This window comes from Pseudoalteromonas sp. CF6-2 (genome assembly GCF_021729425.1).
Lineage (GTDB): Bacteria > Pseudomonadota > Gammaproteobacteria > Enterobacterales > Alteromonadaceae > Pseudoalteromonas > Pseudoalteromonas arabiensis.
Genome location: NZ_CP091442.1, coordinates 414943 through 435139 on the forward strand (window position 1 = coordinate 414943; position 20197 = coordinate 435139).

Genomic DNA, 20197 nt, shown 5'->3' on the forward strand with positions numbered 1-20197 from the left:
ATGCCAATTACTGGGGGTCTTTTTATTACACTCAATTAGCTAAAATAGCTCTTCTTCTGTTGAAAGATTTTCTTCAAATACATCAGTTGGCTGATCGAGTACATATTTCGTAGGGGCTGTGCCCTTAATAAAGTACTCAAAGCGGCTGGTATAATCATTTTTATGACTAAGCAAGCCCGTGGCTAAGTCAATACGAACAGACACCAGTCCTTCAGGTAACTCAATAGGTGCCTCAGGCATGCCATCGAGTGCGACTCGCATAAAATCAACCCAAGCAGGTTGAGCTGTTTTAGCACCAGACTCTGCACCAGATATTTGTGATTTATCTAGATTATTATTGTAGGTTGAACGGCCAAGTGGGTTACCTGGGTTATCGAAACCAACCCACACTGAGGTCATTACATTTCGATTAAAACCACTAAACCAAGTATCCACAGAGTCATTGGTTGTACCGGTTTTACCAGAAAGATCACGGCGCTCAAGTGCTTGAGCTCGCCAGCCTGTACCACTCCAGCCCGTTTTGTGGGTCCAACTACCGCCACCCCAAATTGCGCTATGCATCGCTTGTGAAATTAAGAAAGCATTTTGCTTTGAAATAATACGCGGTGCACAACGCGGCGCAGTATCCGGTTGTGCTGAATTTAACTGGTCACTGTCAGCTGTATAACTTGTAAATGATGTCGGCTCGGGCGTGTCACACGCAAGCTCTGGCTGTGTTTTAAATATCGTATTGCCAGAAGAATCCTGTATTTCAGTAATAAAATACGGGGTGATGAGGTGTCCACCATTAGCAAAGCTACTCATCCCTCTGGCAAGTTCAAGCGGTGTAATTGAAGCACTGCCTAATGCAAGGGATTCACTGCGGTTAATATCGCTATTCAAAAAGCCGAATTTGAGTAGGTGGTCTGCGGTGCGTTGTAAGCCAACACCGCGTAGTAACCTTACAGAGATCACGTTTTTAGATTGTGCAAGGGCACGGCGGATACGAATAGGGCCGTTATACACTGCAGGGCTGTTCTTTGGACGCCATGCAACACCTTGGCTTTTATCCCACTGATTTATTGGCGCATCATTTAAAATAGATGCCAAGGTGTAGCCGTTTTCAAGTGCCGCTGAGTAGATAAACGGTTTTATATTTGACCCTACTTGACGTTTTGCTTGAACAGCACGGTTGTATTGGCTTTGCTCAAAGCTGTAGCCCCCAACGATAGCCTTAATACGGCCATCTTGTGGGTCGAGGGATACCAATGCACTTGATGCCTCTGGTATTTGGCTCAAAATGTAGCTGTCATCAGTGTTTTTACGAAGCCATATTTGCGCACCCGCTGTGAGGATTTCAGCAGCTGTTTTTGGTGGGAAGCTTTGACGGTAGCGAGTGATATATTTACGCGCCCACTTTAAGCCATCCCATTCAACCGTTACCTGTTCGCCATTTTTTAGCAACACTTGAATTGATTGTTCTGCAACTTGGGTAACGACACCTGTTAATAATGGACCAAACTCTTTAACGTCTTTTAGTTTTTCTAAAATCGCGTCTTTGTTAAGAGGATTTTCTGTTTCGCTATCCCATAGCTGAGCTGTTGCACCTCGATAGCCATGACGCATATCGTAAGCATGGAGGTTATTGACTAAAGCATCTTGTGCAGCTTGTTGTATTTCAGAATCGATACTTGTAAATACTCTAAAGCCAGTATTGTAAGCGCGTTCATGACCAAAACGGGCGACCATTTCTGCACGTACCATTTCTGAAATATAGGGCGCGTATACATCAATTTCAGCGCCGTGAAACTTAGCTGTGATAGGGGCACTAGTTGCTTCATCATATTGCGCTTGTGTGATGTATTTTTCTGTATACATACGACCAAGCACTACGTTTCGACGTGCTTTGGCACGTACAGGGTTTCGGATAGGGTTTAAAGCAGAGGGGGCTTTTGGTAAGCCTGCAATCATCGCCATTTGCGCAAGGGTTAGTTCGTTTAGTTCTTTACCGTAGTAAACTTGGGCGGCGGCACCAATACCAAAAGCTCGATTTCCAAGCTCAATTTTATTTAAGTACAACTCAAGAATTTCATCTTTACTAAGAATACTTTCAATATGCAGTGCGATGAAAATTTCTTTGACCTTACGAATATAAGCTTTTTCTCGAGTTAAGAAAAAGTTACGAGCTAACTGCATAGTTATAGTGCTTGCGCCTTGTTTCTTTTCACCTGTGGATATGAGTACAATGGCAGAGCGAACAATACCAATAGGGTCAATCCCTATGTGTTCGTAAAAGCGGTTGTCTTCAGTTGCCAAAATTGCATCAATGAGTGGCTGTGGTATTTGATCTATCGTGACGGGAATACGTCGTTTTTCACCAAATTGATTAATCAATAAGCCGTCCCGAGAAAAAACCTGCATAGGTGTCTGTAACTGAACGTCTTTTAGTACCTGAACGCTAGGAATGTCAGGTTTAACGTAATAGTATAGACCGACTAAAGTAATAAGGCCTAAAAACGAGCAGATGATAATAAATTGTAAAGTTCTCTTTAATAAAATCACTTATATTTTCCCTAAATAGACTCCCAATTAGAATCGGAGACTGCTAGTATATATTGATTAAAAAATGAATAATATTTTTTCAGACAAAAATTATAACTTGTTTATTATTAAAACAAAGGCCAAGTTGCAAACATGCTAAGTCAACTATTTAAAAAGCCTTCATCTATGATGGTAGGGATCGACATTGGATCGCATTGTATCAAAGCGGTGTTGTTGCAGAAAACAGACGCAGGTTTGCGACTTGAGGCTTTAGCGATAGAACCTATGCCTAAAGGCGCAATATCTGAACGATCAATCCAAGATATTGAAGCAATTGGCAATGTGATTACTAAATTAAAAAAGAAACTACCCAAATCAGTTCAGTCCGCGGCCGTAGCCGTGTCTGGACAAACCGTGATCACGAAAGTTATTTTTATGGATGTATCATTAACTGATGCTGAATTAGAGTCGCAAATTGCCATTGAAGCCGACAGCCTCATTCCTTATCCACTTGATGAGGTTAATATTGATTTCGAAAAACTTTCAATCAATGAAGCTGATCCAAGTAAAGTGAATGTTTTACTCTCTGCTGCGCGAACTGAAAGTGTAGAGGCACGGGTTAGTGCACTTGAAACAGCCAACCTGAAAGCGAAAGTTGTTGATGTTGAAAGCTACGCATTGAGCCGTGCCATGGACATCTACTATCAGCAGCTACCAAGTGATGCTTTTAACAAGTGTGTAGCCGTCGTTGATATCGGTGCTGTATTGATGCTGGTGAGTGTTGTTCAAGCGGGTGAAACGATATATACCCGTGACCAAGTATTTGGTGGTGACCAATACACTAATAGTATTGTCAGTTATTACAACAAGAGTTTTGATGAAGCTGAAATTGGTAAAACAACCGGTGATTTACCCCCTAATTATACCTTTGAGGTGCTTGCACCATTTCAAACATCGCTTTTACAGCAAGTAAGGCGTGCTGTGCAAATGTTCCTAACAACCAGTGGTAAAGATCAGGTCGATTATATTGTTTTAACCGGTGGAACCGCCATGATAGATGGGTTAGACCGTCTATTGATTGAAGAATTAGGGATCCATACAGTGGTTGCAGAACCTTTTGCTAATATTGAGATAGCCCCAAAGATAGATCGTAACGTTTTACAACGTCATCGTACGCAATTTGCAATAGCGACAGGGTTAGCATTAAGGAGCTTTTCATCATGCCACATATAAACCTGCTACCTTGGCGTGAACAGCAACGAAAAGAGTCACAAAATAAATTTGTCACTATTTTGTTTGCAGTTGTGGTGGTTTGCTTCTTGAGTATGTACATCCTGAGCTCTTTTTATAGCGGTCTGCGCGAAGGGCAAAATATTAAAAATGATTTTTTGAACACAGAAATAGCATTACTGAATCAACGTATTCGTGAAATTAACGAGTTGGATAAAAAGAAAGAAAGCTTACAACAACGTATGCGCTTAATCGAAGAGTTACAAAGCAGTCGTAACCTGGGTACGCAAATTATGGACGAAGTTGCGAAAATAGTGCCTGCGGGAGTGTATTTAACTAAATTAGAGCGCCGCGGTAATAGTATTCATGTTGTTGGTCGTAGCGAGTCAAATAACCGTTTATCAACCATGCTACGCCAAGTTCAAGGCTCTTATTTACTTGAACGACCTATCATGCAAGGTATTGTTGCAGGTGAACAAACATCAAGACTACTGAGTGACTTTAATATGGAATTTTATGTTAAGCCATTTGATAAGATAGGCGAGGCGCGCAATGAACCTTGATATCAAATCGTTAACAGAAATAGATTGGAATGAAATAGAGCTCGAAAACATGGGCGATTGGCCTATCGCCGTTAAAGTTCTGTGTTGTAGCTTTGTTGCAGCTATTGTACTTTACTTTAGTTACAGCTTATTGGTGTCTGATGAAATCGCGAGTTACCAAGCCGCTGTTGAGAAAGAAACCCAACTGCGCACCACCTATAAGCAAAAGTACGCTATAGCCAGTAATTTAGAACTGTATCGCCAACAAATGATTGATATGGAAGAAAAGTTCTCGCAGCTATTGAAGCGCTTACCGACCTCAAATGAAACCCCTGGATTACTCGATGATTTATCTTATGTGGGAACAACCAGCGGCCTTACATTCTTAAAAATTGGTTGGTTACCTGAAATAGAAAAAGAATTTTATACTGAGTTACCAATAAAAATAGAGGTTGTGGGTACTTATCATGAGTTTGGTGATTTTGTTGGTAAAGTCGCACAGCTTCCTCGTATTGTGAGCCTTCATGATTTCACAATTCAAACCTTAGGGAATGATGAGTTAACGTTTAGTGTTGTGGCTAAAACATACCGTTATGAAGGAGGGACTAAAAAGTGAAACAGTTCCCCTTAGTAATCATGATGAGTTTATTGCTCAGTGCCTGTAACGATGATACCTCTGAGCAAAAAGAGTTTATTGATCAGGTTAAAGCAAGCACAACGCCGAAGGTCGAGCCGATTCCACAAATGGCGAATTTTGAGTATTTTGAATACAGTGCGGGTAAAATGCGCAGCCCATTTGTCGCCCCTAAGCCTGAAATTATTCAAAATAATCTCGTGCAGGTAAAAAACTGCTTACATCCCGATCCTGACCGTGTTCGCCAGCCACTAGAAAAATACCCGTTGGATAATTTATCAATGAAAGGAACAATTGGCCGAAGTGGTCAAACATGGGCACTGATCAAAGCGGCTGATGAAACTCTTTATCGGGTTACCGTTGGTAATTATCTTGGTTTGTATCATGGCGAAATAAAAGAAGTGCATGACAATTATATACAATTATTAGAATTAATCCCTGATGGGGCTGGTTGTTGGAAAGAGCGTCTGACAAAACTAGAAATGTTAGAGGCAAATACAAATGGTGCAAGTTAATCGTATGAAAAGTAAAAACAAAATGCATAAAGCAACGACTTGGTTAAATGATATGCATAAATATATATTAGCTGCATTAGCTTTTTTTATGGCGCAAGCTGCTGTAGCCGCTCCATTATTATATGACATACGTTATAACCCATTAATGAAGGGCGAGACACAATTACAACTCGTCTTTGATGAAGCACTTACCTTTGAGCCAAAAGTGCAGGTGTATAACACGCCAGCTCGTATTGAGATGCTATTCAGTGATGTAGGCGTTGATAACGGTGTTCGTGATGTAGCCGTAAACCAAGCAGGTATAAAGCATGTTACAAGCACAATGACTTCTGAAGGTCTAAAAGTGACAGTGTCTTTAGAGCGTTTGAAAATTTATAAAACAATAGCTAAAGATAACATAGTCAGCTTACATGTTTCGGACAATCCAATCACATCCGACGAAGCCGATCCTCTTTCTGCAAAGAACAATTATATCAATACAATTCAGTCGATAGATTTTCGCCGTGGTGAAAAGGGAGAAGGGCGTGTACTTGTATTTCTGCAAGATACGCAAGCTGCCATCGACGTTCACGAAAGTGGTGGGAAAATTGTTGCAGAGTTTCATCACACAGATATTTTAGATGATCTACTTTATCAATTAGATGTACTTGATTTTGGCACTGTGGTTAGCTCAATCGAAACCTTTAAAGAGGGTAATATGAGCCGTGTTGTCATTGAGCCTAATGCGGCGTTTAAATTTACTCATCAACAAATAGAAAATATTTTCACCCTCACTGTTGAAAAAGATGATTCACAGCGAGCCTACCTTGATGGTGGTATAGAGTATCAAGGTCGACCAATGACCTTAAACTTTCAAGATATTCCGGTGCGCGCCGTTTTGCAGATTATTGCTGGCTATAATGAGTTTAATCTAGTGACCAGTGACTCTGTAACAGGAAACATCACATTACGCCTAGAAGGTGTACCATGGGATCAAGCGCTGGACGTTGTGTTAAAAGTCAAAGGTTTAGACAAACGTATGGATGGCACGATTTTAATGGTTGCGCCATCTGAAGAGCTTGCAGCCCGAGAAGCAAAAGAGTTAAAAGCGAAACAACAAGTTGAAGACTTAGAGCCTCTATACAGTGAGTACATTCGCCTTAACTACGCAAAAGCAGAAGAGTTTGCGGACTTATTAAAAACCGACACCAATAGTATCATTTCTGCGCGTGGTAGTGTGTCAGTTGATAAACGCACTAATACACTGCTAATCAAAGATACCGCAAAGAGTATTGAAAGTGTTCGCCGTATGGTTGAAACCTTAGATATTCCGGTAAAACAAGTGGTGATTGAGTCACGTATGGTAACAGTACGAGACAATGTTCAAGAAGACTTGGGGGTTCGTTGGGGCTTTAGTGATCAACAAGGGAGTGATGGGATTGCTGGCACATTAGAAGGTGCAGAGACGATTTCGAATGGGGTTATTCCTAATTTGTCTGATCGACTCAACGTTAATTTACCAATCTCAAACCCTGCGGGAAGCATTGGTATGCATGTAGCAAAACTTGCAAATGGCACCTTAATTGATTTAGAGCTGACAGCGCTTGAAGAAGAAAATAAAGGTGAGATTATTGCAAGTCCGCGTATTACAACAGCAAATCAGCAAAAAGCGCGTATAGAACAAGGTACTGAGATCCCTTATGTTGAAGCGGCATCAAGTGGTGCAACAACGGTGAGCTTTAAAAAAGCAGTATTAAGCTTAGAAGTAACACCGCACATCACGCCAGATAACAAAGTCATCTTAGATCTTGTGATTACACAAGATACACGTGGTGATACTGTTCAGACACCAACAGGACCTGCTGTAGCGATTGATACCCAACAGATTCAAACGCAAGTGTTGGTTGAAAACGGACAGACGGTTGTGCTTGGCGGTATTTTCCAACAGCAAATCGTCAATTCAACAAAGAAAGTCCCCCTATTGGGTGATATTCCGTACTTAGGTGTTTTATTTAGAAGCACCAGTGAATTTAATGAAAAAAGAGAGTTGTTGATCTTCGTAACACCAAAAATTCAAATCGATTAGGTGATTTTTTCTTAATCAACGAGCAATTAACCTGTTTAATTGCTCGTTATCTGGCTTTTTATGTTAATTGACTTGAAATACCCAATCAATTACTGAGATAATCCCCTCCTTAATTTTGGGGCCAGGTCGTTAGGCGGGGTTTTATTTCAAATTTTAGAGTTCGTTTGTACTAAAAAGATATGGCTGAGAAACGTAATATATTTCTAGTGGGCCCTATGGGGGCTGGCAAAAGCACAATTGGTCGTCACATTGCTGACCAATTACACCTTGAATTTTTCGATTCAGATCAAGAGATCGAGCGTCGTACTGGAGCAGATATTGCTTGGGTATTCGATCTTGAGGGTGAAGAGGGCTTTCGACTTCGTGAAGAAACTGTTATTTCAGACTTAACTGAGATGCAAGGTATCGTTCTTGCAACCGGTGGTGGTTCTGTGATCAGTAAAGAAGTACGTAACAAGCTTTCTGCTCGTGGTATTGTTGTATACCTTGAAACGCCGATCGAAAAGCAAGTTGCACGCACGCAGCGCGACAAGCGTCGTCCATTATTGCAAACAGAAGAAGCACCGCGCGATGTATTAGAGCGCTTAGCTGAAGAACGCGAACCGCTATACAAAGAAGTCGCTGATTTTGTTGTCCGCACTGATGAACAAAGCGCAAAAGTTGTTGCTAATCAAATCATCGAGAAATTAGATTTTTAAAAACCAAGAATAAAAGGAAACTAGCGATGCTTGAATTAACTGTTAATTTGGACGAGCGAAGTTATCCTATTTATATTGGTCAATCTGCACTTCAATACCAAGGTCGACTCCGTGAACATATCGGTGATTGTCGACCTGTTATTATCACCAACGACACTATTGCACCTTTATATTTAGATGATGTAATGAGGTCGTTGGCTGATCATAATCCGCTCTCTTTTATTATTCCTGATGGTGAACAATATAAGTCACTAGAGTGGTTTGAAAAGATTTCAGCATTTTTACTTGAGCATAACTGTGGCCGAGACACCTGCTTAATAGCTTTGGGTGGTGGTGTGGTTGGCGATTTAACGGGCTTTGTGGCAGCGTGTTATCAACGTGGCGTGCCGTTTATACAAGTACCAACAACCTTACTATCACAGGTCGATTCCTCGGTGGGTGGTAAAACAGCGGTAAATCATCCGTTAGGTAAGAACATGATTGGCGCTTTCTATCAGCCACAAGCGGTGTTCATTGATACTAAGTCTTTGCATACGTTGCCTGAGCGTGAGTTTGCAGCAGGTATGGCTGAAGTCATTAAGTATGGCCTGATCTACGATACAGAATTATTTGCTTACCTTGAGCAAAATATTGCCAACCTTAAATCACTCGATGAGCAAACATTACAACACGTGATTTACCGTTGCTGCGAAATTAAAGCGCTTATTGTTGCTGAAGATGAAAAAGAAGCGGGCCTGCGTGCATTATTGAATCTAGGTCATACGTTTGGTCATGCGATTGAAGCACAGATGGGCTATGGTAATTGGCTACACGGTGAAGCGGTTGCAGCGGGTATGGTATTGGCGGCAAGACTAGCACACAAGCGTAATGATTTATCACAACAAGAGGTTGAACGTATTGAAGCGCTTATTGCTCAATACGACTTACCTGTGGAAGCGCCAGATGAGATGACTTGCGAGCAGTTTCTTACCCACATGCGCAAAGATAAGAAAAATAAAAAAGGCACCATTCGCTTTATTCTTCCTACAAAATTTGGTCAATGTGCGCTGGTTAGTGATGTAACTGATCAGCAGGTTTGTGATTTACTTATACGCTAATGCAATCGCAAATATTGCCTAGCCGTGCTGCGCTAGTTGATCGAATCGCCCTACAGTTTGAATATGGGCAAAACCTGATATGTTTATTAGGTCCTTCTGGTTTAGGGAAAAGTTATCTATTAGAAACTTTTATTACCGATAAGTATCTTGAGTTTAATAAAGCTTTTGTGCAACTTAACGGTAAGATGACGGATCAACAATTTGTTACTGATTTACTCGAACAGAATTTTCGCAACCCGCTTATCGATCACTCATTAACACTTTCAGAGAACTTTTATCAGCTCTATAAGCAGCAGCCATGTGGCGATTGTTTATGGGTTATCGATGGTGGTCGTCACCTATCAGAAGAGCTTGTTCAGCAGCTTGAGCTTATTGCCAAGCAAAGCCCCAGTACGCTCTATATCCTAATAGCCTCGCAATCGGTAGGGCAGTTTACACAAGCCGTAGAAATTCATCTTGAAGCCCTCAATATGAGTGAGAGTAAACAATTGATGCGTTGGTTTTTTCCTAACTTGCCAGTTGAAGAAGACCCTGTTTTTCGCACTTTTGTTGAAGAAGCAAAGGGTAATCCAGCTCTTTTATTGGCTTGGCAGCCACAAGAACACACCGCTGATATTCGTGAACCTGAAAAAAGTTATAAATTACTCTACTTACTCTTATTACTGTTAACGACCATGCTGCTGATAATTGGCTTTTTATACAAGGCCGATATGACCGAGTGGTGGAAAGAGCATTATCAACAAGATACAACAGCAAAGGTAGCCACTGCGCTGCCAGCTGAAAAAATCATAGCACCAACTGACAAAGCACTTGAAAAAGCACCTATTGAAACCGCTCAGCAACAAAGTAATGGGCAAGAACAACCTGTTGCTACGCTATCACATGAAAATAACGTATCAGCAATTGTTGATAGTTTAGCTATTCCTGTACCTGCTGAACCTCAAGAAACGGCAGAAAGTGATGATACCGCCACTGATTTAGAAGGTGCACCAGCGGAGCAAAAGCAGCTAACAGAGCCCGCTGAGGTTGCAACGTTAACAGGAAATGCCTGGTACTTAGCTGAACCTGATGGGCACTTTGTTATTCAACTGCTGGCTGTAACTAAACAAGAAATTACCGATAAGTTTATTACAGAAAATAACTTACAGGATACAGTTCACATATACCAAGCACTACGTAATGGTACACGTTGGTGGATTGTTACTTCCGGCAGTTATGAAAGCTTAGGTGACGCAAAAAAGGCTGCTTTACAGCTTTCTGATAATGTGCGTAAAAATCAGCCTTTTTACAAAAAAATAAGTAAAATTAAGCAAGAAATCGCCTCACTAGATCAGTAAAATAAAACAGATTAGTGTAGAATCGCGCAACACTGAATTGAAGTTAAGAGCAGATGCAGCAAAAGACCAGAGCCTTCCTTAAGTGGGCAGGTGGAAAATACAGCTTAGTAGAAGATATTCATGCCCGTTTAAAAAAAGCGAGCGCGAGCGCTGATACCTTAGTTGAGCCTTTTGTTGGTGCAGGTTCTGTTTTCTTAAATACAGATTTCAAGCATTACATTCTTAATGATATCAATGCAGACCTTATCAACCTATATACCGAACTAAAACGCACTCCGGATGAGTTTATTAGTGATGCGAAAAAACTATTCGTTGAATTAAACAATCATCCTGAAGCTTATTATGAGTATCGTGTTCAGTTTAATCAAAGCAATGATGTGTATGAGCGTGCTATCTTATTCTTATACATGAATCGCCATGGCTACAATGGCTTATGTCGCTACAACCTCAAAGGCATTTTTAATGTGCCTTTTGGTAAATATAAGCGCCCATATTTTCCTGAAAAAGAAATGAGCTTTTTTGCGCACAAAGCACAGCAAGCAACCTTTACTTGCTTAGGTTATGACGAAGTATTTAAGCTTATTCCTGAAAATGCGGTTGTTTACTGCGATCCACCTTATGTGCCGTTAAGTAAAACGGCCTCGTTTACCTCGTATGCGAAAGGGGGCTTTAATTTAGATGATCAAGCTAACCTAGCAAATCTGGCAGAGCAAACAGCATTTGAAAATAACACTCCAGTGCTTATCTCAAACCACGATACAGTGTGGACTCGGAAAATATACAGCCAAGCAGCACTTGATGAGATTCAGGTGAAACGCACAATTAGCCCAAAAGGGGGCTCGCGGAATAAAGTAAATGAGTTGATGGCTATGTATTTAGCACCAAAGAAACGGTGAAATAAATAGCCGCTACGAATAAGCTAAATAACACAAGAGCAATAACAATGATTGTGCTTAATGAGTGCTCTTTGAAATCGGCCTGACGTTTGTTTTCTGATTGCACACCAAAAAAAGCAGCAAAAACACTTTGTAATGCGCTAAAAAACTTACTCATCGGGCTTAAAATTTCGAGCCTAAACTACTAACTTTTTTTGATTCTTCACTACTTGTTAGTAATTCTAGTAAATCTAAATAATGGAATTGTGCGCTGCGGCTATCGCCTGTAAGCCAAGAAAACCAACCAGTTTCTTGTTCGGCTTGCATACATTGATTAGCACTTGTAGAAAGGCCTGTTGTGTTACATTGACAATTTGATGCAGTTAATAAAAAGTCGTCATTCGCAGTTGAAAGCGAATGTGCAAAAGCAGCAACAGTCAGTGCGGACGCGATTAAGATCCCAGTTTTAAAAGCACGCATGGTAATAACCTTTGTTTATGTTATTTTGCCAAGCATACCTAACAATTGCTCAAATAACAAACTTAATTACTGCTGAATTTAAGGAAAAATTAATAAAATTAGTGTCTTGAGGTAAGCTTTATGTTTAATTTTTGTGTGTTAAAACCTAACTATGCGAATAAATTAAATAATTTATTACTCATACTCAAGTTTAGTTAGCTGAATGGACTAGTTCACTGTATTTATTTACCTCACAAAGAGCGCAGTGTTTTAATCGGCTAGCTATTGGGTTACATTATGCGCTCTTCTTGCTGTCGCAAATTATAATGGAATTTCTCATGTTGGAAACATTACAAAAGTATTTAATAGCCCCGTCTATACTCTCGGCCGATTTTGCTCGCTTAGGTGAAGATGTTGATCGTGTACTCGCAAGTGGCGCTGATGTTGTACATTTTGATGTAATGGATAACCATTATGTGCCAAACCTAACTTTTGGCCCGATGATTTGTAAAGCACTGCGTGACTACGGCGTGACGGCACCGATTGATGTACATCTCATGGTAAAACCAGTCGATCGAATTATCCCAGACTTTGCAGAAGCAGGCGCTTCAATTATTAGTTTTCACCCTGAAGCCAGTGAACATATTGATCGCACCTTGCAGCTCATAAAAGACAGTGGCTGCCAAGCAGGTCTGGTGTTCAACCCTGCAACCAGTCTTAGCTACCTTGAACATGTACTCGATAAAGTCGATGTAGTGTTATTAATGTCGGTTAACCCAGGCTTTGGCGGCCAAAGCTTTATTCCTCATACCCTCGAGAAGCTTCGCCAAGCGCGTAAAATTATTGATGACTCAGGTCGCAATATTCGTTTAGAAGTTGATGGTGGTGTGGGTATTGATAATATTGCCGAAATAGCAAAAGCGGGCGCTGATATGTTTGTCTCAGGCTCTGCGATTTTTAATCAACCAGATTATAAAGCGGTAATCGATGCAATGCGCAGTGAACTTGCGAAGGTTGATTCATGAAATACGATGCAGCATTTTTTGATTTAGATGGCACCTTAGTCGACAGTGTTTATGATTTATATATTGCAATGAACCTGACTCTGACTGACTTAGCATTTCCAGTTGTTAGCCAAAAGTTGGTCGAAAGCTGGGTGGGAAATGGGATAGAAACACTTGTTAAGCGCGGCTTGAGTGGCGATATGCAAATCAGTGAACATTTAGACGAAGCCCTTGCTGAGCGCGCTATTAATTTGTTTTATCAGCATTATGACCACGTTGTGGGTGACTATAGTGCGCTTTATCAGCATGTAGAAACAGGGCTTGCTGCGCTTGCTGGTATGCCTAAAGTGGTGATCACCAATAAGGCACGTCGTTTTACCGAGAAGTTACTTGATAAACTCTCACTGACCAGCCATTTTCAGCTGATTGTCTGTGGTGATGATATGGCAAAGAAACCATCACCTGAGCCTTTGCAGTTTGCATGTCAGCAACTTGATGTAAGCCCAGAAAAAGCGGTTATGATAGGCGACTCAAAAAGTGATATTTTGGCTGCCAAAGCGGCTAATATTGAAGTTGTTGCGCTAAGCTACGGCTATAACCAAGGTGAAAACCTCGCTGATTTCAATCCAGAGTACCTCTGCGAGAATTTCTTAGATATAATACCTGTTCTTACCCAAAGGTAAGTGCATTTTAAATTCGTCTTTTTAAGTAAAAATATAAAGGAACATCATGAGTAAACCAGTAGTGTTAAGCGGCATTCAGCCAACCGGTGGTATGACAATAGGCAACTATGTTGGCGCTATTAACCAGTGGCTTAAGCTACAGGAAGACCACGAAAGTTTCTTTATGTTAGTAGATTTACACGCCATTACTGTACGTCAAGATCCAGAGCAACTACGCTCTCGCGTGCTTGACGGTATTGCGCTGTATGCAGCATGTGGTATCGACCCTGAGAAATCGGCACTATTTGTACAATCTCAAGTGCCTGAACATGCTCAGCTTAGCTGGGTTTTAAACTGTTATGCGCAAATGGGTGAGCTTAACCGTATGACGCAGTTTAAAGATAAGTCGTCAAAGCATGCGAATAACGTAAATGTGGGTTTATTCTCTTACCCTGTGCTGCAAGCGGCTGATATCTTGTTATATCAGGCTGATCAAGTGCCAGTGGGTGAAGATCAAAAGCAACATCTTGAGTTAACACGGGATATTGCAACACGTTTCAATAACTTATACGGTGATGTGTTTAAACTACCTGAACCATACATCCCTGAGTTTGGTGCACGTGTAATGAGCCTGCAAGATCCGTTGAAAAAAATGTCTAAGTCAGATGAAAATCCAAACGGTTACATCATGTTATTAGATGAGCCGAAGAAGATAGAAAAGAAACTGAAAAAAGCAGTAACAGATTCTGACGAGCAAGCGCGTATCTACTTTGATCGTGAAGAAAAACCAGGTGTATCTAATTTACTCACTTTATTATCAGTTGCAACTAAGCGCTCAATTGAAGACTTAGTGCCTGAATATGAAGACAAAATGTATGGTCACCTGAAAAAAGACACAGCAGCAGCTGTTGTTAATATGATTGAGCCAATTCAAGCGCGCTTTAAAGAAATTCGCGAAGATCAGTCACTACTTGATAGCATTATGAAATCAGGTGCTGAAAAGGCGAGTATCCGCGCTGAAAAAACATTAAAAGCTGTTTACGATGCGGTAGGTTTTATCCCTCGTCCGTAAGCTTTTCAACAAATTATTGAAATAAAAATACCGCTTAATAGCGGTATTTTTTTGTCTGCTATTTAGTAACTGGCAAGATACCTGGTGAGTCACAAGCTATCACTTCAAAGCGGTAGCCATACTCCGCATTGTTATCTGGGGTTACTTGCACAATTTCATAATCATTGAGTTCAACCGCTTTACTGTTTTCTGTTTTTACACAGCGGGAGTAACTATCTGCCTCAAAGCTGTATGCAAACATGGCAATTAAGCGTTTACTGCGTTCAAAGTAGCCTTTGGTATCTAAAAACTGGCGTAGGTTTTCGGCTGTTTCGCCATCACCGTCAAGATTTATGTCAGGCTTTGGTGTGAGTGGTTTCTCTGAGCTGTCTGGCAATTGTTGTTCTATTTTTTCACTGAGTTCTTCTACCGCTTTTTGTTGCTCTTCACCTGACTCTTTAGCAATGGCTTTACTATCTGCAAAGGTACTGACAATGTTGTCGAGTACTTCTTCAGGCGGTTGGTCGTCAATAAAGGAAATTAGGTTAATCAATACCACTGACGCTAATACAAAGCGCACTATGGCGGTTAATAGTGGCGAATAGCTTTGGCTTATAAACTTAATTCGCTCAGAGCCAAATGGTTTTATCAGTAATAAAGCAAAAATATAGAAGGGTAAAAAAAGTTGAAATAATAATAGGGTCGCTAGGCTAATGCCCATCGCCCAAGGGGGTAAATATAAGAGAGTGGCAAAGTTATGCGTGTAGTTAAAGTGAGTTGATGAGACATGAGTTACATCGTTTACAATACCGCTCGCACCGGCCAATACAAAGTTAGCGATACTGGCGTAGAAGATTAAAATTAACGCTTTGCCTGCAAGTGAATGCCAAAGCTGATTAAATTTCGGCCAAAACTCTATAACGAGTGCTATGATCGTAATGGTTGCACTTAACCAGCCCGATTGTAGAACAATCAGGCTGCTTAATGCTAACAGATAAAGCTTTTGCGCGGTACTTAAGTTAAACCAAATGGCTTGTATACGTTCAACCAGCTTTGTTTTATGTGGCTGCCAGCTACGCTGCTGTTGTTGAAGCTGTTTATTCGCGCGCCATTTTGCAATTTTTAAATACCTACGCACGCAATATCCTTTTTATAGTAGTGGTTTTAAGTATCTTCCAGTGTGTGAACGCTCACAATCAGCGACCTCTTCAGGTGTACCAGAAATTAAAATTTCTCCCCCACCTGAACCGCCTTCTGGACCTAAATCGACAATCCAGTCTGCGGTTTTAATCACATCAAGATTATGCTCAATAACGACTATGGTGTTACCGTGATCGCGTAAACGGTGGAGCACTACCAATAATTGCTGAATATCAGCAAAGTGTAAACCCGTAGTTGGTTCATCAAGGATATATAAGGTTTTACCGGTATCGCGTTTTGACAGTTCACGAGCCAGTTTCACACGCTGCGCTTCACCACCTGAAAGAGTCGTTGCAGCTTGACCTAAGCGAATATACGACAAGCCGACATCCATTAAGGTTTGTAGTTTACGTGCAATAGCGGGAATTTTATCAAAGTACTCACGGGCATCTTCAACAGTCATTTCGAGTACTTGGTGAATGTTTTTACCTTTGTACTGTACTTCGAGTGTTTCGCGATTATAGCGCTGACCCTTACACACATCACAAGGCACATACACATCCGGTAAAAAGTGCATTTCTACCTTGATTACGCCATCGCCTTGGCACGCCTCACAACGACCACCTTTCACGTTAAAGCTAAAACGACCCACTTTATAGCCACGTGAACGGGCTTCTTGAGTACCTGCAAATAGCTCACGAATACCAGTAAAAATGCCGGTGTAAGTGGCAGGGTTTGAGCGCGGAGTACGGCCAATCGGGCTTTGGTCAATATCAATCACTTTATCAAAATGATCTAGGCCCTTGATTGACTTGTACGGAGCCGATTCAGCGGTCGTTGCGCCATTTAACTCGGTATGAGCCAGCTTAAATAAAGTGTCGTTGATAAGCGTTGATTTACCTGAGCCTGATACACCTGTGACACAGGTCATTAAGCCAAATGGAATACGTAAATCAACGTTCTTTAAGTTGTTACCTGTGGCACCAAATAACTCAAGCCATTTGTCGGTAGTTTGATGACGAGACTCTGGTACTTCGATTTTCTTTTCACCAGAGAGGTACTGACCGGTGATTGAATCTTTACTTGCTAGAATATCGTCGTGAGTACCCTCGGCAATAACATGGCCGCCATGAACACCCGCACCTGGGCCAATATCGATAATATGATCCGCTGCTCGAATGGCATCTTCGTCATGTTCAACCACAATCACTGTATTGCCTAAATCACGTAAATGAATAAGGGTTTTTAGTAAGCGGTCGTTATCGCGTTGGTGTAAACCAATTGAAGGCTCATCCAGTACGTACATAACACCAACAAGACCTGCACCGATTTGGCTTGCTAAACGAATACGCTGCGCTTCACCACCAGACAGGGTGTCGGCACTTCGCTCAAGCGATAGATAATTAAGGCCTACATTAATTAAGAAAGATAAACGGTCACGAATTTCTTTGAGAATTTTTTCGGCAATTTGCGCGCGCTGGCCTGTCAGACTTAAACTTTCAAAAAATGCCATGCTTTCACCAATACTCATTGTGGTGATAGCTGGTAGATTCGTTTGACCAATAAATACGTGGCGAGCTTCTTCACGCAATCGAGAGCCATGACAGCTCGGACACGCTTGGCTCGTTTGGTATTTAGCCAGTTCTTCGCGCACTGAGTTTGACTCGGTTTCACGGTAGCGGCGATTCATATTATTTAAAACGCCTTCAAACTCATGGTTACGTGTAATTAAATCGCCACGGTCATTGCGGTAGTTAAAGGCAATTTTAGTTTTACCTGAACCTTCAAGAATCACCTTTTGAGCCTCTTTACCAAGCTCTTGGAAAGGCACTTCTAGGTCAAACTTATAATGCTCTGCGACAGCTTGCAGCATTTGGAAGTAATAAAAGCTGCGTTTGTCCCAGCCTTTAATGGCACCGCCCGATAAGCTTAGCTCTGGATTTTGCACAACACGGTTTGGATCAAAATACTGACGCACACCTAAACCATCACAGCTTTGACATGCACCAGCTGGGTTATTAAATGAGAATAAACGTGGTTCAAGTTCACTCATGGCATAGCCACACGTTGGGCAGGCAAAGTTGGCAGAAAACAGCATGTCTTCGCTGAGTGAGTCGTCCATCGCCGCTACATGGGCAATACCACCTGATAGCTCAAGGGCTGTTTCGAATGATTCAGCTAAACGCTGTTGTTGGCCATCTTTTACTTTAAAGCGGTCAACCACGACCTCGATAGTATGCTTTTTATGAAGCTCGAGAGTCGGTGGATCAGATAAGTCACATACTTCGCCATCAATACGGGCGCGAATAAAGCCTTGGCTTGCGAGTTGCTCTAATAGCTTAACATGCTCACCTTTGCGATCTTTGACTACGGGGGCTAACAGCATTAGCTTGCTACCTTCAGGTAGGGCTAAAACCGTATCGACCATTTGGCTGATCGTTTGTGCGGCAAGTGGCAAGTCGTGAGTAGGGCAGCGAGGCTCACCTACGCGGGCAAATAATAAACGTAGGTAATCGTAAATCTCAGTGATTGTACCAACTGTTGAACGCGGGTTATGCGAGGTCGATTTTTGCTCGATAGAGATAGCAGGCGATAAACCTTCGATGTGATCGACATCGGGTTTTTCCATTAGCGATAAGAACTGTCTTGCATAGGCTGACAGTGATTCAACATAACGACGTTGCCCTTCTGCATACAAAGTATCAAACGCTAAAGACGATTTCCCTGAACCAGATAGGCCAGTGATAACTATCAGCTTATCACGGGGAATGGTTAGGCTGATGTCTTTTAAATTGTGCGTGCGGGCGCCTCGGACTTCAATGTTTTCCATGCTATCTCGTTTTATTACCTAATTATTTTTTCAGTATCTCATAATACGCGATAAGATTAATCCTTGATCAAAGAAAAAATCATCACTTACAGGTGATTATTTAGTTTTCGCTTGTGGTAGAATCCACGCTCAGATTTTAATAGACAGCAAGATCAGTAATTCATGACAGCATCTTCACTCAACTCTCGAGAAAAACGCGCAGCCGTTTCGTTGGCGAGCGTATTTGCATTCCGTATGCTTGGCTTATTTATGCTGATGCCAGTTTTGGCAATTTATGGTCAGCAATTAGAAGGGTTTTCGCCACTATGGATTGGCTTTGCTATTGGTGCTTATGGTTTAACACAAGCTGTGTTGCAAATTCCGATGGGTTGGTTGTCTGATAAAATTGGTCGTAAAAAAGTTATTATTGGGGGTCTGTGTGTGTTTGCGCTGGGCTCTGTGATTGCGGCAACCGCTGAATCTGTGCAAATGGTGACGCTAGGGCGCGCCTTACAAGGTATGGGCGCGATTGCCAGTGCATTATTAGCGCTGGCTTCTGATTTAAGCCGTGATGAGCAACGTCCGAAAGTGATGGCCGTAATTGGCATGTGCATTGGTATGAGCTTTGCCGTTGCCATGCTACTTGGACCAATTGTTGCTGCCTATTGGGGAGTTGCTGGCGTATTTTGGCTTACCGCTGGGCTTGCTCTTTTAGGTATTTTAATTGTGTTATTTTTAGTACCTAATGCGGTTAGTAAAGCCCCAAAAGGCGACACGCTCGCTACCTTAGATGACATTAAGCAACTCATTAAACACCCGCAATTAGCACGCCTTGATTTTGGTGTGATGTTGCTTCACCTTACATTAACCACCGTATTTGTAGCCTTACCAGGCCAGCTTATAAAAGATGGTTTAATTGCCGATCACCATTGGTATTTATACATCCCTGTGCTGTTTTTAGCGTTTTTCTTGATGGTGCCGATAATGATAGTGGCGATTCGCAAAGAAAAAGAGAAACAAGCCTTTATTGGCTCAATCGCGCTGCTTGTTTTAAGTATGCTGGCTATGTCCCTATGGGTTGACTCTGTGATTGGCATTGGAATTTGTATGCTGGTTTACTTTATTGCTTTTAACTTTTTAGAAGCAACCATGCCTGCACTTGTGTCGCGTATTGCCCCTGCAAATCAAAAAGGCTCTGCGATGGGCGTGTTCTCATCAACGCAGTTTTTTGGTGCCTTTTTAGGTGGTTTATTAGGGGGTTACGTTGCTCAAGTATTAAGTGCGCAAGCAGTGTTTGCGGCGGCGGCACTTGTTGGGTTAATATGGCTTATCCTTGCTTGGAATATGCAAGTCCCACCAAGAAGTAAAATTATTAGCTTAATGACTGAATTAAGTTCAGAGCAGCAGGCACAAGTGCTTGCTTCTCGTCTAGTTGCTTTACCGGGCGTAATTGAAGCAACGGTTGTTTGTGATGAAAATCGCAGCTATTTAAAGATTAATGATAAAGAATTTGACCTAGACCAAGCACGCAAAGTGGCTGGTTTAATCTAACGTTTTAT

The 20197-nt window shown here is 41.6% G+C and carries 18 protein-coding genes; 13 read left to right on the plus strand and 5 right to left on the minus strand.

Annotation, left to right across the window (positions count from 1 at the left end; translation table 11 throughout):
• Positions 1-39: 39 nt before the first annotated feature.
• Positions 40-2541 carry a PBP1A family penicillin-binding protein gene (locus tag L3Q70_RS01990; RefSeq protein WP_062567298.1) on the minus strand — a complete coding sequence of 834 codons (2502 nt, stop codon included), beginning with the start codon at positions 2539-2541 and terminating at the stop codon, positions 40-42.
• 132 nt (positions 2542-2673) lie between these two features.
• On the opposite strand from L3Q70_RS01990, the gene L3Q70_RS01995 reads away from it, so the two are divergent.
• The 9 genes from L3Q70_RS01995 (at position 2674) to L3Q70_RS02035 (ending at position 11534) form a co-directional block, all read left to right on the plus strand.
• Complete coding sequence (locus tag L3Q70_RS01995) at positions 2674-3753, plus strand: pilus assembly protein PilM (protein ID WP_193988242.1); 1080 nt, start codon at positions 2674-2676, stop codon at positions 3751-3753.
• Entirely contained in the window at positions 3741-4313 is a 573-nt protein-coding gene (locus L3Q70_RS02000) for a PilN domain-containing protein (protein ID WP_062567300.1), read from the plus strand. The genes L3Q70_RS01995 and L3Q70_RS02000 overlap by 13 nt, the downstream gene beginning before the upstream one ends.
• A complete protein-coding gene (locus L3Q70_RS02005; RefSeq protein ID WP_062567301.1) occupies positions 4303-4908 on the plus strand; it encodes a type 4a pilus biogenesis protein PilO in 606 nt (201 codons plus the stop codon). The genes L3Q70_RS02000 and L3Q70_RS02005 overlap by 11 nt, the downstream gene beginning before the upstream one ends.
• Complete coding sequence (locus L3Q70_RS02010; RefSeq protein ID WP_193988243.1) at positions 4905-5441, plus strand: pilus assembly protein PilP; 537 nt, start codon at positions 4905-4907, stop codon at positions 5439-5441. Before L3Q70_RS02005 ends, L3Q70_RS02010 begins: the two co-directional genes overlap by 4 nt.
• Positions 5428-7506, plus strand: a complete 2079-nt coding sequence (locus L3Q70_RS02015) for a type IV pilus secretin PilQ family protein (RefSeq protein ID WP_062567303.1) — start codon at positions 5428-5430, stop codon at positions 7504-7506. Before L3Q70_RS02010 ends, L3Q70_RS02015 begins: the two co-directional genes overlap by 14 nt.
• A 179-nt stretch (positions 7507-7685) precedes the next feature.
• Positions 7686-8204, plus strand: coding sequence for a shikimate kinase AroK (aroK, locus tag L3Q70_RS02020; RefSeq protein ID WP_036973192.1), 519 nt, complete (start codon positions 7686-7688; stop codon positions 8202-8204).
• A gap of 26 nt (positions 8205-8230) precedes the next feature.
• Positions 8231-9301: a 3-dehydroquinate synthase gene (gene aroB / locus L3Q70_RS02025; RefSeq protein WP_237114771.1), complete on the plus strand. Its 1071-nt coding sequence runs from the start codon at positions 8231-8233 to the stop codon at positions 9299-9301.
• The gene (locus L3Q70_RS02030; RefSeq protein WP_237114772.1) at positions 9301-10638 is read left to right on the plus strand and encodes an AAA family ATPase; all 1338 of its coding nucleotides are present in this window, start codon (positions 9301-9303) and stop codon (positions 10636-10638) included. The genes aroB and L3Q70_RS02030 overlap by 1 nt, the downstream gene beginning before the upstream one ends.
• Positions 10639-10691: 53 nt before the next feature.
• Positions 10692-11534 (plus strand): Dam family site-specific DNA-(adenine-N6)-methyltransferase, encoded by an 843-nt coding sequence (locus L3Q70_RS02035; RefSeq protein WP_062567306.1) that lies wholly within the window; start codon positions 10692-10694, stop codon positions 11532-11534.
• Here the strand turns inward: L3Q70_RS02035 and L3Q70_RS02040 are convergent.
• Positions 11506-11691, minus strand: a complete 186-nt coding sequence (locus L3Q70_RS02040) for a DUF2970 domain-containing protein (protein WP_062567307.1) — start codon at positions 11689-11691, stop codon at positions 11506-11508. The genes L3Q70_RS02035 and L3Q70_RS02040 overlap by 29 nt on opposite strands.
• 5 nt (positions 11692-11696) lie before the next feature.
• Positions 11697-11993: a hypothetical protein gene (locus L3Q70_RS02045; RefSeq protein WP_062567308.1), complete on the minus strand. Its 297-nt coding sequence runs from the start codon at positions 11991-11993 to the stop codon at positions 11697-11699.
• Between the two features lie 317 nt (positions 11994-12310).
• On the opposite strand from L3Q70_RS02045, the gene rpe reads away from it, so the two are divergent.
• The 3 genes from rpe to trpS are packed head-to-tail and all read left to right on the plus strand — an operon-like array spanning position 12311 to position 14710.
• Positions 12311-12997 carry a ribulose-phosphate 3-epimerase gene (gene rpe / locus L3Q70_RS02050; RefSeq protein WP_062567309.1) on the plus strand — a complete coding sequence of 229 codons (687 nt, stop codon included), beginning with the start codon at positions 12311-12313 and terminating at the stop codon, positions 12995-12997.
• Positions 12994-13659 carry a phosphoglycolate phosphatase gene (locus L3Q70_RS02055; protein WP_193988245.1) on the plus strand — a complete coding sequence of 222 codons (666 nt, stop codon included), beginning with the start codon at positions 12994-12996 and terminating at the stop codon, positions 13657-13659. Before rpe ends, L3Q70_RS02055 begins: the two co-directional genes overlap by 4 nt.
• Positions 13660-13705: 46 nt before the next feature.
• A complete protein-coding gene (gene trpS, locus L3Q70_RS02060; RefSeq protein ID WP_062567311.1) occupies positions 13706-14710 on the plus strand; it encodes a tryptophan--tRNA ligase in 1005 nt (334 codons plus the stop codon).
• Between the two features lie 58 nt (positions 14711-14768).
• Here the strand turns inward: trpS and L3Q70_RS02065 are convergent, their stop codons facing one another.
• Together L3Q70_RS02065 and uvrA are read right to left on the minus strand one after the other, a co-directional pair.
• A complete protein-coding gene (locus tag L3Q70_RS02065) occupies positions 14769-15827 on the minus strand; it encodes a hypothetical protein (protein ID WP_062567312.1) in 1059 nt (352 codons plus the stop codon).
• Positions 15828-15839: 12 nt separating this feature from the next.
• Positions 15840-18659 (minus strand): excinuclease ABC subunit UvrA, encoded by a 2820-nt coding sequence (uvrA, locus tag L3Q70_RS02070; protein WP_237114773.1) that lies wholly within the window; start codon positions 18657-18659, stop codon positions 15840-15842.
• A gap of 162 nt (positions 18660-18821) precedes the next feature.
• Between uvrA and L3Q70_RS02075 the strand changes: the two genes are divergently transcribed.
• A complete protein-coding gene (locus tag L3Q70_RS02075) occupies positions 18822-20189 on the plus strand; it encodes an MFS transporter (protein WP_237114774.1) in 1368 nt (455 codons plus the stop codon).
• The last annotated feature ends 8 nt before the right edge of the window (positions 20190-20197 follow it).